We start from the raw sequence: 13,342 nt of genomic DNA on the forward strand, positions 1-13,342 counted from the left end.
AATGTAATTCCATGGAACCCACACCCCGCATTATGTTTCCCCCGCAGGTTCGCCGTTATGTCTATGAACGGGATAATTTTACCTGCGTCGCCTGTGGGAAGACTCACCAGCAGGCTCGATTGACCATTGACCATATCATTCCCGTTTCTAAGGGGGGGAGCAATGATTTAAGTAATCTGCAAACTCTCTGTTTTACCTGCAATCGCCTCAAAAGTAATCATGCAGACTCCCGATTTCGCCGTCGTTATAGTGATTGAGGACTGCAAACCCCAGGGATTAGGACAGTTCTCAGGAATTGCTCCTAGGGTTATATGATTTTTGACTCTGGACACCCCCAAGAGATTGCCTCTACAATGATTTTGGACTGACTTCTGGATGTTTCATGACTACCCCTGTGTCTCAAGGTCGCTCATTCTACCAATCTGAACCTCTGATTGCTCGTTTGCGGGGGATTATCCGCGATTATCCCGAGGGAGTGGGGATTATTAAGGAGTTGATTCAGAATGCGGATGATGCAGGTGCGACGCGGGTGGAGATTACCCTGGATTGGCGAACTCATGAGGCGGCGGCGGTTCCGGGGAATTTGGGGAAACTCTTGGGACCGGCCATGTTGGTCTATAACAATAGTAGCTTCCGCGATCGCGATTTTGAGAGTATCCGCAGTCTGGGACAAAGTCAGAAAGCCACAGATTTACAGAAAACGGGACGCTTTGGGATTGGCTTCAATGCGGTGTATCACGTCACGGACTATCCCAGTTTCATCTCCCGTGAACGGCTAATTTTCTTTGACCCCCATGGGGATGCGGTTCCGGGAACCTCGAAGGCGGAACCGGGACGGGAATGGGAGTTAGGGGAGAGTGGCTGGTGGGAGGAGTATCCGGAGATGATGGCCATCTATGAGGCTGGGGGGGTTCCTCGGGGAACTCGGGATTTTCAGGGAACTCTGTTTCGTTTACCGCTGCGAACTCCCCGTCAGGCTGAGGTGAGTGAGATTCGCAATCAACCTTTTGACGAGTCCAATGTTCGGGAACTCTTGGCGGAATTACAGGATTGCGGCGAGGAGTTGTTGCTGTTCCTCAAGTCGATTGTCGAGATTTATGTGTTTGAGATTGCGGCCGAGAGTGGGGGAGAACGGGAACAGGTGCTGCGGATTACCACCGGGAATCCTGAGGAAGTGACGGCGGCGCGTCAGGAGTTGATGACGGCGATTCCGGAAACGGCGGCGGAGTTGATTGCGGCCTGTCGCCGTCAAGAGAATCTGTTGGCGTTGGTGTCCTATCGTCATCATCTCGAAACGGTGAGTTCTCAGCAGGTGACGAGTTCGAGTTGGCGGATTTTGCAGTTGTTGCGCATTGATGCGGGGGAGGAGTTGGCGACGGTGATTCGCTCCCTGTCGGAGAATCAGGAGAAGGTGTTACCTTGGACGGGAGCGGCGGCTCGGATTACGGCCAGTCGGACGGGAGGGGTTCCGGCGGAGGTTCAGGGAAAGGTGTATTGTTTTCTCCCGCTTCCGTTGGCCTCGGGATGGCCGATTCATCTGAATGGCTTTTTTAATTTGAATAGTTCTCGGGATAATCTCAGTAGTGATTCGGGACAAACGGGGAAAGACCGTCCGCGAGCGGTTTGGAATCAACGGTTGGCTCAGCATGGGTTGGCGATCGCCTGTGCGGAGTTATATCGTAGTTTGGTGGAGGATATTGGCCGAGAAAGTCCGGAGGCGTTTTATAAGCTGTTCCCGACGGAGAAAATTACCACCAGTCCGGCATTAGGTCAGTTACATTTAGAGGTGTTTAAGCATCTTTATGAACGTCCGGTGATTCGCTCTACGGTTCGGGAAGAAGAGGATGCGTTTGAGGTCAGTCCTGATGGCAATTGTACGGTCAATCGGTGGGTGAAATGGCTGAAACCTCAAGAGATTCGCCAAATTCCTTCATCTTACTGGTCAAAGTTAGTTGAACCCTTCCGGGTGGAGGGATTAGCCGTCGCTGACCCCCAAATTCCTCGTCAGGTTTCCCAACTGTTTAAACAGGCGGATTGTCCCATTCATGAGTATAGTCCTGAGAATTTACGGGACTATCTCCGAGTTGAGGAGAGTTGGGGAATGCCGTTTGACGAGGCTCCTAAGCGAATGTTACGGCGGATAGATTGGATTAAGGACTTAGCAGAGTTTGCCATATCAGACCGTCCAAAGTCCTTGCGAGGATTACCACTGGCACTCTTATCGAATAATCGTTTGCAGGTCTTTGGGTTTAATCCTTCGGGGGTGGTTTATCGAGCGAGTGACCAAATCAAAGGCTTATTTTATCAATATCCTGGCTGGTTTTTGCATTCAGAAGTCAAACAGATTTTCAACAGTTGCAACTGTTCAGAACTTGAATCCTTAGATGCTTTGAAAGTTGCACAAAAGTTGGTGCAAGTTTTTCTAGAACAAGGGATTGAGTCTGGCTATCTTTGGCGAGCTCAAGGAATTGAGTTTCCCAATGAATACTGGCTCACTAAGGTTTATCAATACTTCAGGCAGTATTATCTTAGCTATAGTCGTCGAAATAGTCAGGAAGCTGATAAGATTTTACGGGTCTTATCGCAAATTCCCCTCGTTCCTGCTTCCGATGGACGGCTTTATCAGGGACGTCAAGTGGAAATGCCGTTATTGCCTTTTAATGATATCCCCAGTCCAGATGAGCAAACCCTGGACTATTTTAGCATTCAAGTTATCAAAGCCAGTCAATCACTCAGGACAGAGATAGAAAAATTTGCTGATACAAAAACAGCAGACAAGCTATTTATTCGCTATTTGAGTGCCGATAGTATTGTTCGCTTGCTGAGTCATCGACCGGTTGAAGCGTTGCCACCCTATCACCCTAAACATTCAGCAAACCTGCTGGCATATTTATCTCGGCCCCAGTTTATTGACGGTGATTACCAGTATTCTGAAAACGACTTACAGAAGCTACGAAAATTACCAATTTTCATAACTACAAATGGGGAACGCACAACCCTCGATCGCCCAAATCTTTATCTCCCCGCAGCCGATTGGAATATCCCCAATCTCAACATTGAGTTCACGCTACTAAAGGTCGAACAAGATGGTCATTCCTGGAAGCCTCTCCTCAAAGCTTTGGACATTCCAGAACTTGACCGATTGACGTTTATTGAAGACTGCTTACTCCAAGAATATCCTTACTTTTCAGAACAAGAGCAACAAACGGCATTGGTTTGGCTGCGGGATAACGTTCCTCAAGCAGAATCAAAGGAGCGGTTTCGGTCAGTCTGGCGAAAAATGCGACAAGCTCGCTTGATTCGCTGTGAAGATGGACGGTTGCGAGCGGCGAGGGATTTATATCATCCTGAACAGCAGTTCTTAAAAGAGATTTTTGGCGATCGCATCCACTTCCCTGACCTCAACTTTTATCAGGACAATCCCCAAAAATGGCTAGATTTCTTGTCGAAGTTAGGAATGCAAGACAAGGTCAGTGCCGCCGATTGGCTCGCGGCCTTAGAGCAATGTCTTGATAGCAACAATCCTCAACACCTAGAATCCAGTTATCCTCTCTTACAACAACTTTGGCATTATCTTCTAGAAAATTGGTCAGATTTAGAGAAAACCTCCGTCACAACCGACCATAAATCCTTGGCGGAGGTGTTGCGAGAACGGGCCTGGCTCCCAGTGGAACGCAATCCCAAGCGGTTGCAGGCCTACGCCGCCGCCGGGATTCCTCCAGCGCGACTGTTTCAACCGCGAGAGGTTTGTTGGGAAGAAGAGGCCAAATTAGGGATTACCTCAAAACCCTTAGTTCTCTATCGCCGGGATGAGGTGTCGAAGGAGATTGAACAAGCTTTAGGCTTTGAGGCGGTGACATTTGAGCAGGTGTGCGATCGCCTCGATGGAATTATAACCCTTTGGGAACAGTGGTTCAGCCATCCCGAGTCAGCCAACCCCACCGCTACGGTGTTAGACTCAGCCAAGGCCATCTATCGCTATCTCTATCGCTATTTCAATAACTCCCGCCAGCGTCAGCAAAGCCATGCACCGCAACTTCAGGCCCGTTTTGCTAATCGCTGTTGTATCTGGGATGAGGGAACGCAACGGTTTTGGAAACCCCGTCACTGTTTCAGCCAAGCAGTTCCCTTCTTTGGTTCGCGACGGGTTGAGATTTCCCTAAACCGCCTCCCAGAATTGGGACTTGATTTGCTTTATCCCCTGTTGGGAGTTCGGGAAACGCCGACGGTTCAGGATTATCAGGAGTTTTTGCAAGAGTTAGCCGCCGAGTTCGGGGAAACGCCGTTACCCAGCTTGGAGATTTCCCAAGTATTGACCGTTTTGCAGCGGTTGGAGGCGCAATTGGCTCTGGAGACGAGGGAGGAACAGCTCGCAGTTCCCCTGTTGACAGCGGCGAAATCGTTGCAAGAGGCGGAGAGGTTGCTGATTCCCGATGCGATGTGGTACCAACCCTATGTACCACCTCAGCGATTGTTGCATCCCCAGCTATCGCCGCAACTGGCCCGTCGTCTGGGAGCCGGTTCTCTGTTGTGGGATGTGGTGGAACAGCCGGGAGAAGTGAGTCCGGTGGAGGATAGGACGGCGAAGGGGGTGCAATGGTGCGATCGCTGGCAAAAAACTCTCAATTCTCCCCAGTTTATCCAAGGATTACAGCGATTATTATACCAGGAGGGGAAGGATTGGACGGCCTTGAGGGGCGATCGCCTTCAGCCACTGCGGGTTCAACTGGCGGCTGAGATTCAGATGACCCTTTTCTGGCGCGGGGAGGTTTTGGCGGAGAATGTCCCCGGAAGCCATTATTATGACCCTCTATCTTGTGGCATATTTTTGGCAAATTGTCAAGCCCCCACCATTGCTTTATCCTATCTGACGGATTCCCTGAATCAGCAATTAGGGGAATTGGCGTTGGGGAATCTGCTGCATCTGGCGGTGATGATTGACAGCAAACCGCAACAGATACCGGGATTGTTGGATCAGTTGCGGGTGGGGAGGTTACCAGATAGACAAGAGGAGGATGTGGCGGTTTCGCCGTTGGATGGGGCCTGGGTGGAGGCGTTTTATCAGCAGTTGGGCTATGCTCAGGTGGAGCGGTTGTCTGGTGAAGTGGCGACGGTGCGTTGTTCTGGGGGAACGGCTGGGGAGGTGGTGGCGATCGTGAAATCTCTGGTTGTTGAGGATGAGGCGGATGGGTTGATCGTCGAGTTAACGGAAGAGGAATGGCAGACGATTGTCATGTATCCTCAGCCTCAGCAGTTACAACTTCTGATTGGGGTGGTTGAGTCAGGTGCAATGACGCGGCTGATTCTGATTCGCGAGGTGGTGGCGACGTTGGGAGAGAGTGAGTCTCAGGTGAAGGCGAAGACTGGTGAAACCCCGATTCGTTTAGAGCATTTGCCGGGTCATGAAATGGCTCACTTATCGGTCAATTTGTCAAGTATTTTGGCTCAAGTGCAGTCGGAGATGATTCAGGAGTATCCGGGGATTTAGGGGTGTCTTGAACGTTTGGCTAATCTAGGAATTTGTTAGAATCGCCTCTTGCAAAGGAGCCGACAGTTCAATGGGCATAAAATAGGAGCTAGGATAGAGATAATCTTCCCCTGACTCATCGATAACACGAATCATTTGATGTCGGCCCGCATTGAAGTCGGGTAAAACTTGATAAATCTTGCGAACTTCCAGGGACGCTGCGTAGTCTGTATTGTTAATGCAAACAACAAACTCCATCGGTTTTACTCCAATATATATTTAATCTTGAATTCTTTTCGACCGATACCGTGGGCTTCATACCAATGAATTTCAGCTTGACAAACTGTACCATCTTCGAGTTGAATTACGGCGGTACCTTTTAGTTTACGCCACCGTCCAAAACCATAGTTTTTTTGCAGTCGTTGGAGTTCTCGAATTGAACGGTTAACAGCAATGATGGTAATGTCATCAATTTCCCCTAAAATGGTGAATTGCAAGGGTGCTAAACTCCCAAGATTTTAATTGTCTAGATGGGGAGGTTTACAAGGTATTTTTGAACGGGTATATACATCGTGATGGTCTATCACGATTACGGAACGAGACCACAGAGCCGCTGACAACCCGCGCTACAGCTTCAGCCATAGCGCGAGATAAACAGCAGTCACTTAACCCTTCTCCACCCCCGTAATGGGGTCAGCATTGGGGTCTGGTAGCGGTTTTTGGACGGAAATCTCCGACGACCAATTCTCCGAATCCGAAGACTTCGATCGCGATCGCGCCACCTGTTGCACCCGTCGTTCTTGTAACTGAGTCAACTCCTGCTGATACAGAGCAAAAATCCGCCCCAAACTCACCGCCAACGCATCCCAACTCTCATCATGAGTCAGCTTACTGGCAATCCCCTGTAACATCTCCTGCTGGTCATTCTTCTGCACATAGCGTTTCAAACGAGCGCCATCCTTCGACAACGCCGCCTGATAAATCTCGCCATCGCACCACCATAACCCCGGCTGATTCAACAACCAGGTTAACAAATACCCCTCAGGATATTGCTCTCGGACCCATGCGGCTAAATGCTGGAGTTCTTTCATCGCCTCACCTTGGTTCACATTAAATGCGTCAATCAGTTGGTCGGGTTGCTCAAAACGGTAGGTATCTTCAATCTGAATCATGGGATTGTGACTCACATGGATATGAGGAGAAGGACGGGGATTCGAGACAGTTGACCGCCTCGGGGGGTCGGGGGGCTGACGTTTCACAGAGGTCACAACGTAAACGACTAAACAACGGGACGCAGATGAACAACTAGACACAAACAGGAGAGAAGGGCTAAGCCAACCCTAAGCTCACCCTATACAATCCCAGGTTACCCCGAACAGGAGCGAACCTGAGTCAATAGCCGCACCATATCATCGATCGCCCCCCGTTGTTCACGAGCCGATCGCGTTGATTGATTGACAATAATGGCAAAGGTCAGCGTTCCATACTCCGGATGCTCCAAATACCCCGACAACGCCGAAACCCCAGCAATCGTGCCAGTTTTCGCCTGAATCGCCACCGGACTATCCCCCAAACGATGTCGCAGCGTCCCCGACTCCCCCGCCACCGGAAGCGACTCCCGATAGAGACGTCCATGAGGACTCCTCGCCATCCCCTGTAACGTCTGCACTAACGCCTGAGGACTCACCCAGTTGAGCCGAGACAAACCCGAGCCATCATTAATCTCAAACAGTTCCTCATCCACCCCCAACCGAGCCAACACCCGACTCACCGCTTGTAATCCCCGTTGGGCCGCCGAGGGAGGTCTCCCCGAGGACTCCTCCTCAGCCAGCCACTCCGGCGCCGCCGTGACCCCCAACCAACGCAACAAGACCTCTGCATAGAGATTATCACTGACCCGATTGGTCTCCTCCACCAAACTCCCCAGGGAAGGAGAATCGACCCCAGCAATCTCCCCGGCCTTCGTTGACTGGGGAACCTCCGTAATCCGGTAAGTTCCCACCGCTAGTCCTTGAGCTTGCAACTGACGCCGGAACTGCTCTAAAAAAGCTTGATTGGGATACACCTGCGCCACCGACACCGCTGCTGGCTCAGACCCCGCCGCTAACTCCCCTTCAATGGTAATAATCGGGTCCCCGAATCCCCGTCCCAAGCGTAGCCATTCCGGCTCCTCCGCCGCTACCGTTCGCGAGCGATTCTCTAACCACCAACGACCCGGAGCGCCATCCTCCTCCCGTTCCCACTCCAGCCGCAACGGCTCCCCAACCTCCTGCGGGTAAAGCCTAAAGGGAATCTCATTGCGGTCAATAATGGCACTATTGGCCGGCGCACCATACCCCGCCTGAACATCTTGCCATTGCCAGCGGGGATTAATCGCCTCCCCAGGGAAATAACTCGCATCTAGCAAGAGTTCTCCCACATGAGTCAGTCCCGTGGCCGCGACCTGTTGCGCCAAGGTTTCTAACTGCTCACCTGTTAGCGTGGGGTCTCCCCGACCGACAATCTGCACCCCCGTTTCCGTGCGATAGACTGAGGTGCGAACCCGATACTCCGGACCGAGATGAGTTAAAGCGGCGGCGGTGGTTAGAAGTTTGACATTAGACGCCGGTAGAAAATACTGTTGCGCCTCACGACTGTAGAGGGTGCGATCGCCCTCTAACGACTGTACCAAAACCCCCCAACGGGCAGCCGGCGAGTGATTAAGGCGAATCTCATCCAGGGCCTCAGCCAACTCCCCCTGACAAATTTGGCTGGACGCCTCCCCCGCTAAACCCCGCCGTCCCGGGAACTCCAGAATTCCCAGCAGCACCATCGCGGCGATCGCCCCCACTAACCCTTTCGACCCACTCCAAGCCATGACACTTCTCCAGCCCACGAGACGAAACAAATCCTAAATGATATCATAGTCGTCAGAGTTAATGAATATGTCCACTTGGTCTTTTGGGGAACCACACAATCATGAAACGGTTTAGCAAGACAGTCACCGCCGCCCTGGGAGCCGCTAGCCTAGTTCTCGGGCAGGCACTCCTAACCACCAGTCCAGCCCTTTTGCGTCGCGCTGAGACCTCTCAATGGGTCGCCAGTGCCAATGCTAGCCCCATTACCTATGTTCCCCCCAATCGCGGCCGTCCCCAACAAACTCAGGGCACCGGTTCACGAGGTTGCGAAGCCCTCAACGACGACAAGAACAGTCCGATTGAAATTACCCTAGTCACCCCCCGGGACCATACCGCCCAAACCGTCTCCGAGCGCCCCGTTTTCTATTGGCTGGCCGGACATACCGTGAACCGTCCCGTTGAGTTTACCCTGGTCGAGGATGGCAACCCCAATCCCATCCATGTGCAACAATTTGACCGCCTCGAAGCAGGCATGAATTACGTTGCTCTGGACAGTGAACGGGGTTTAGAGGTGGGGAAAACCTATCGTTGGACTGTTTCGGTCATTTGCAACGCTCAACGGCGTTCTGCGGACGTATTTGCCCAAGGTTGGATTGAGCGAGTTCCCGTCTCTGAAGAACTTCAGGCCCAACTCGATCAGGCTAATAGCCCCGAAGAGATGGCTCAACTCTATGCGGAGTCCGGTATTTGGTTTGATAGCCTTGCCTATCTCAGCAGCGACAGCGATCGCCTTGAGGCCTTAGAAACTGAACTCGATAACAGTCGTGTGGCTGAGAGTGAGGAAGCAACACTCAACGATTAATCATGACGGCCGCCCATGAGATAGAGTAGGGCCATGCGAACGGCCACACCACTGGTCACTTGGGCCTGAATCAAACTCAACTCGGGGTCATCCATAACATCCGAACTCAGTTCAACCCCACGATTGGTGGGGCCCGGATGTAACAGTTTGACCTCGGGTTGGCAGTGTTTGAGGCGATCGCGCGTAATGCCAAAAAACTGCTGATACTCCCGTAAACTTGGCAGCAAATGAGCCGTCATCCGTTCCCGCTGTAACCGTAGCGTCATCACAAAATCTGCCCCCTCCAAGGCCTCATCCAGATGCCAATGGAGATGTAAGCGGTCTGGGTGATAGACTCCCATGGCCTCAATGAATCGCTGAGGCAGTAACGTCGGCGGGGCCGCCAAATGAACCTGGGCCCCACTGGTGGTTAAACTCCATATATTCGATCGCGCCACCCGAGAATGCAAAATATCCCCAACAATCGCCACCTTCTTACCCTGCAAGAGTTCAGTTCGGGGATTGTCACAGTCCAACTGACTACAAATCGTAAATAAATCCAACAGGGCCTGAGAGGGATGTTCATGGAGGCCATCCCCCGCATTCAGCACCCCCACATGAGTTCCTAGACGTTCCATCTCCCGCGCGATCGCCTGAGGAACCCCCGCCTGGCTATGGCGTATTACCATCATATCCGTCCCCATCGCCAGATACGTCTTGGCAGTATCTAAAATGGTCTCTCCCTTCGTCAGAGACGAAGTTCCTGCCGCAAAATTAAGAGTATCCGCCGACAGTCGTTTCGCCGCTAACTCAAAGCTACTGCGAGTCCGAGTCGAGGGTTCAAAAAACAAATTCGTCACCACCCGTCCCTGCAACGTCGGGACTTTCTTCGTTCGCCGAGATAACACTTCCCGAAAACTTGCGGCTGTGCGTAACACCGTGTCGTATTCAGGAACAGAGAAGTCTTCCAAGGACAGGATATGTCGCCGAGTCCAAGGAGGGGTCGCTATGACAGTCATTAGAGAAGGTTAAACTATGCGCAGTAACAGTATCAAATCATATCTGCTGTTGGGTCTGACTGGGGCGATCGCCAGCCTAGCCCTCACCTCCCCGGCCCTGGCCCAACGACGATTCGGATCTCCCCGCTGGAACCCTCCCCAACCCTCAACCCCCGTCATCTCCGAAACCGAGGCCTCCAGAGAAGACGACACTCAAGCCACGTCCCCCCCAGGAGACGTAGAACTCAGCCCCGACAACCCCAACCCCAAGGCCCCCGCCGACGACGAACGAACCATCACCGTCACCGTCTACCGGCCCGACGTATTCTGCGAAAATCTAATTCCTCGCACCGAACAAGTCTCACCCAACCAGGCCACCGAAGGGGCGATCGGTCATGTCCTCAAAGACTGGGCCCAGGGGGAGTTTCGTCTAGCCGGCTACCGCGTGCAACGGGACGACTCCACCCGTACCGTCAACGTCGATTTACGCATCGCCCCCGACGCACCCCGCCGTTGGGCCTCCCTCTCCACCTGTGAACAATTTTCCCTCTTGGGCAGTTTACGCAACACCCTACTCCAAAACCCAGAGTTAGATATTGCTGGAGTTGAGTTTACCAGTCGTGGGGAACCGTTGAGGTTTTAGGAAGAAGGCAGCAGGCAGTACCCCTACTGCCTATTGCCTGTTGCCTCTTGCCTTCTTCCCCCTGTTCCCTTCTTCCCTGTATCCTGGAAAAAAGAGTAATCTGCATATTCCCCTCAACCATGAATCAGGAGTTACAGGAGACCCAAAATGACGCTGAGGCCCTTCAGGCGGCCCAGTCTGGCGTGGCCCTTTACGATCGCACCCCCTGGGGACGCTTAGAACTCACTGGGGGCGATCGCCTTCGCTTTATTCATAACCAAAGTACCAACACCTTTAACCAACGGCAGCCGGGAGAAGTCTGCGAGACCGTATTTGTTAACAATACTGCTCGCACCCTAGACCTCGCCACCGTCTATATTACCGACGAGTCTGTCCTCATCTTAGTCTCTCCCAACCGTCGCGAAACCCTATTTCAACTCTTAGATCGCTACATCTTCCCAGCCGACAAGGTCGAATTGCGCGATCGCACCTCAGAGACTGCCTGTTTCAGCCTCATCGGCGACAACAGCCAGCAACTTCTACAAAACCTCGGTCTGACGGAGGACATTCCCCCCGGACAGCATCGCCGTGTCACCCTAAACACGCTCCCCAACGCCCCAGAGATTCGTCTCGCCGCCGGTAATGGTCTCAAACTCCCCGGTTACACCCTTCTCTGTGACGCCGACCAAGCCGCCAGCCTTCGGGCCGCCCTATACGAGAAGGGCGCGACCCCTCTCGGAGAACGAGTCTGGCAGCGATTGCGGATTCAACAAGGACGGCCCGCCCCCGACGCCGAACTCACCGACGACTACAACCCCCTCGAAGCCGGACTTTGGGACTATATTTCCTTCGACAAAGGCTGTTACATCGGCCAAGAAACCATCGCCCGCCTCAACACCTATCAAGGCGTCAAACAACAACTCTGGGGCCTACATCTCCCCGAACCCGTCGAACCCGGAACCCCCATTGAACTCAACGACAAAAAAGTCGGAACCCTAACCAGCATCATCCCCAGCGAAGACGGCTATATCGGCCTAGGCTATATCCGCACCAAAGCCGGAGGGGCCGGTCTCTCCGTCAAACTCGGGGCCACCGAAGCCACCGTCATCGACCCCCCCTTCCTCTCCCGAGGCTACCTCTGCCCCCCCAACCCCTAACCCCCTCCTCCTGCCTCTTGCAATCCCCTCCTGGGAGGGGCAGGGGTGGGTTATGCCTCTTGCCTTTTGCCTTTTGCCTTCTTCCCCCATGACCCATCTACTTATCCCTGCGGCGGGCGTTGGTCGCCGTATGGGAAGCGATCGCAACAAACTCCTACTTCCCCTTCTCCACCAATCCATCCTCGCCTGGACCCTCAAAGCTGCTGAAGCCGCCGAGTCCATCACCTGGATTGGACTAATTTGCCAACCCTATGACCTGGACGAGTTTAAGCAAATTCTCAGCCAACTCGCCCTCAGCAAACCCGTTCACTTCATCAGTGGAGGCGATACCCGCCAAGAATCCGTCTATAACGGCCTACAGAGTCTTCCCGAGGATGCCAGCCATGTTCTCATCCATGACGGGGCCCGTTGTCTCGCCACCCCCGACCTCTTTAACCGCTGTGCCAAGGCGGTTCAGACCTGTCCCGGACTCATCGCCGCCATCCCGGTGAAAGATACCATCAAAGTCGTTAACGAAGAGCTAGAAATACAGGATACCCCCGATCGCCGTCATCTCTGGGCCGCCCAAACCCCCCAAGGCTTCGAGGTCGCGACCCTCAAAGCCTGTCACGATCGCGGCCGCCGCGAGGGTTGGCAAGTCACCGATGATGCGGCATTATTTGAGAAATGCCAACTCCCGGTTCAAATTGTCCCCGGGGAAGAAACTAACCTCAAAGTCACCACCCCCATCGACTTGACCATCGCCACCTTCGTCCTCAACCACCGCGATCGCCAATCTTAACCCCACAAACCCCAACAAATCGATTAAGCTAAAAAACGGATTCCCTATTCCCTTTTAACATCTCCCCCATGCCACGGACACAACGCAACGACAACTTTATCGATAAATCCTTTACTGTCATGGCAGACATCATCCTCAAGATTCTGCCCGCGAAACAGTCGGCGAAAGAAGCCTTTGCCTACTATCGTGATGGGATGTCCGCCCAGGCTGATGGTGAATATGCCGAAGCCATGGACAACTACAAGGAAGCCCTCAAACTCGAAGATGACCCCAACGATCGCAGTTATATTCTCTACAATATGGGTCTCATTTATGCGAGTAACGGCGACCATGATCAGGGCTTGGAAAAATATCATGAAGCCCTGGAATTAAATCCCCGGATGCCCCAAGCGTTTAATAATATCGCTGTGATTTATCACTATAGAGGTGAACGGGCTAAGGAAGAAGGAGATTTAGATACGTCTGAAGCCTTTTTTGATAAAGCCGCAGACTATTGGAAACAGGCAGTTCGCTTAGCCCCCAACAACTATATTGAAGCCCAAAACTGGATGAAAACTACCGGTCGCGCTTCTTTAGATGGGTTTTAAAGGATAGCTAAATTGGGGAACCCACCCCTACCCCACCCGGTCGGGGAACCCA

12 protein-coding genes are annotated in these 13,342 nt (G+C 52.7%); 7 read left to right on the plus strand and 5 right to left on the minus strand.

The window, feature by feature from the left end:
* Positions 1-11: 11 nt before the first annotated feature.
* Positions 12-257, plus strand: coding sequence for an HNH endonuclease (locus NEA10_RS11120; RefSeq protein ID WP_252659924.1), 246 nt, complete (start codon positions 12-14; stop codon positions 255-257).
* A gap of 125 nt (positions 258-382) precedes the next feature.
* Positions 383-5,488, plus strand: coding sequence for a sacsin N-terminal ATP-binding-like domain-containing protein (locus NEA10_RS11125; protein ID WP_252659926.1), 5,106 nt, complete (start codon positions 383-385; stop codon positions 5,486-5,488).
* A 24-nt stretch (positions 5,489-5,512) separates the two neighbouring features.
* Here NEA10_RS11125 and NEA10_RS11130 read toward each other — a convergent pair whose 3' ends face one another.
* From NEA10_RS11130 to dacB, 4 genes are all read right to left on the minus strand, one after another.
* Complete coding sequence (locus NEA10_RS11130) at positions 5,513-5,725, minus strand: hypothetical protein (protein WP_252659928.1); 213 nt, start codon at positions 5,723-5,725, stop codon at positions 5,513-5,515.
* A 5-nt stretch (positions 5,726-5,730) separates the two neighbouring features.
* Complete coding sequence (locus NEA10_RS11135; protein WP_252659930.1) at positions 5,731-5,964, minus strand: hypothetical protein; 234 nt, start codon at positions 5,962-5,964, stop codon at positions 5,731-5,733.
* A 168-nt stretch (positions 5,965-6,132) separates the two neighbouring features.
* Positions 6,133-6,735 (minus strand): hypothetical protein, encoded by a 603-nt coding sequence (locus NEA10_RS11140; RefSeq protein ID WP_252659932.1) that lies wholly within the window; start codon positions 6,733-6,735, stop codon positions 6,133-6,135.
* Positions 6,736-6,833: 98 nt separating this feature from the next.
* On the minus strand, positions 6,834-8,324 hold the full coding sequence (gene dacB / locus NEA10_RS11145) for a D-alanyl-D-alanine carboxypeptidase/D-alanyl-D-alanine endopeptidase (protein ID WP_252659942.1): 1,491 nt from the start codon (positions 8,322-8,324) through the stop codon (positions 6,834-6,836).
* 101 nt (positions 8,325-8,425) lie between these two features.
* Here dacB and NEA10_RS11150 point away from each other — a divergent pair, with 101 nt between their 5' ends.
* Complete coding sequence (locus tag NEA10_RS11150; protein WP_252659944.1) at positions 8,426-9,166, plus strand: DUF928 domain-containing protein; 741 nt, start codon at positions 8,426-8,428, stop codon at positions 9,164-9,166.
* Here the strand turns inward: NEA10_RS11150 and NEA10_RS11155 are convergent.
* On the minus strand, positions 9,163-10,164 hold the full coding sequence (locus NEA10_RS11155) for an aspartate carbamoyltransferase catalytic subunit (RefSeq protein WP_374111752.1): 1,002 nt from the start codon (positions 10,162-10,164) through the stop codon (positions 9,163-9,165). The genes NEA10_RS11150 and NEA10_RS11155 overlap by 4 nt on opposite strands.
* Positions 10,165-10,180: 16 nt before the next feature.
* Here NEA10_RS11155 and NEA10_RS11160 point away from each other — a divergent pair, with 16 nt between their 5' ends.
* The 4 genes from NEA10_RS11160 to NEA10_RS11175 all read left to right on the plus strand — a co-directional run bounded on the left by NEA10_RS11160 (position 10,181) and on the right by NEA10_RS11175 (position 13,290).
* Positions 10,181-10,786 (plus strand): hypothetical protein, encoded by a 606-nt coding sequence (locus NEA10_RS11160; protein WP_252659946.1) that lies wholly within the window; start codon positions 10,181-10,183, stop codon positions 10,784-10,786.
* Between the two features lie 119 nt (positions 10,787-10,905).
* A complete protein-coding gene (ygfZ, locus tag NEA10_RS11165; protein ID WP_252659949.1) occupies positions 10,906-11,922 on the plus strand; it encodes a CAF17-like 4Fe-4S cluster assembly/insertion protein YgfZ in 1,017 nt (338 codons plus the stop codon).
* Between the two features lie 88 nt (positions 11,923-12,010).
* A complete protein-coding gene (gene ispD / locus NEA10_RS11170; RefSeq protein WP_252659951.1) occupies positions 12,011-12,703 on the plus strand; it encodes a 2-C-methyl-D-erythritol 4-phosphate cytidylyltransferase in 693 nt (230 codons plus the stop codon).
* 68 nt (positions 12,704-12,771) lie between these two features.
* Entirely contained in the window at positions 12,772-13,290 is a 519-nt protein-coding gene (locus tag NEA10_RS11175) for a photosystem I assembly protein Ycf3 (protein WP_252659952.1), read from the plus strand.
* Positions 13,291-13,342 lie beyond the last annotated feature (52 nt).

This window comes from Phormidium yuhuli AB48, from assembly GCF_023983615.1.
GTDB classification, from domain to species: domain Bacteria; phylum Cyanobacteriota; class Cyanobacteriia; order Cyanobacteriales; family Geitlerinemataceae; genus Sodalinema; species Sodalinema yuhuli.

Coding starts and splice junctions, on each gene's coding strand:
- NEA10_RS11120 (WP_252659924.1), top strand. CDS start 12: ATGGAACCCACACCCCGCATTATGTTTCCCCCGCAGGTTCGCCGTTAT.
- NEA10_RS11125 (WP_252659926.1), top strand. CDS start 383: ATGACTACCCCTGTGTCTCAAGGTCGCTCATTCTACCAATCTGAACCT.
- NEA10_RS11130 (WP_252659928.1), bottom strand. CDS start 5,725: ATGGAGTTTGTTGTTTGCATTAACAATACAGACTACGCAGCGTCCCTG.
- dacB (WP_252659942.1), bottom strand. CDS start 8,324: ATGGCTTGGAGTGGGTCGAAAGGGTTAGTGGGGGCGATCGCCGCGATG.
- NEA10_RS11150 (WP_252659944.1), top strand. CDS start 8,426: ATGAAACGGTTTAGCAAGACAGTCACCGCCGCCCTGGGAGCCGCTAGC.
- NEA10_RS11155 (WP_374111752.1), bottom strand. CDS start 10,164: ATGACTGTCATAGCGACCCCTCCTTGGACTCGGCGACATATCCTGTCC.
- NEA10_RS11160 (WP_252659946.1), top strand. CDS start 10,181: ATGCGCAGTAACAGTATCAAATCATATCTGCTGTTGGGTCTGACTGGG.
- ygfZ (WP_252659949.1), top strand. CDS start 10,906: ATGAATCAGGAGTTACAGGAGACCCAAAATGACGCTGAGGCCCTTCAG.
- ispD (WP_252659951.1), top strand. CDS start 12,011: ATGACCCATCTACTTATCCCTGCGGCGGGCGTTGGTCGCCGTATGGGA.
- NEA10_RS11175 (WP_252659952.1), top strand. CDS start 12,772: ATGCCACGGACACAACGCAACGACAACTTTATCGATAAATCCTTTACT.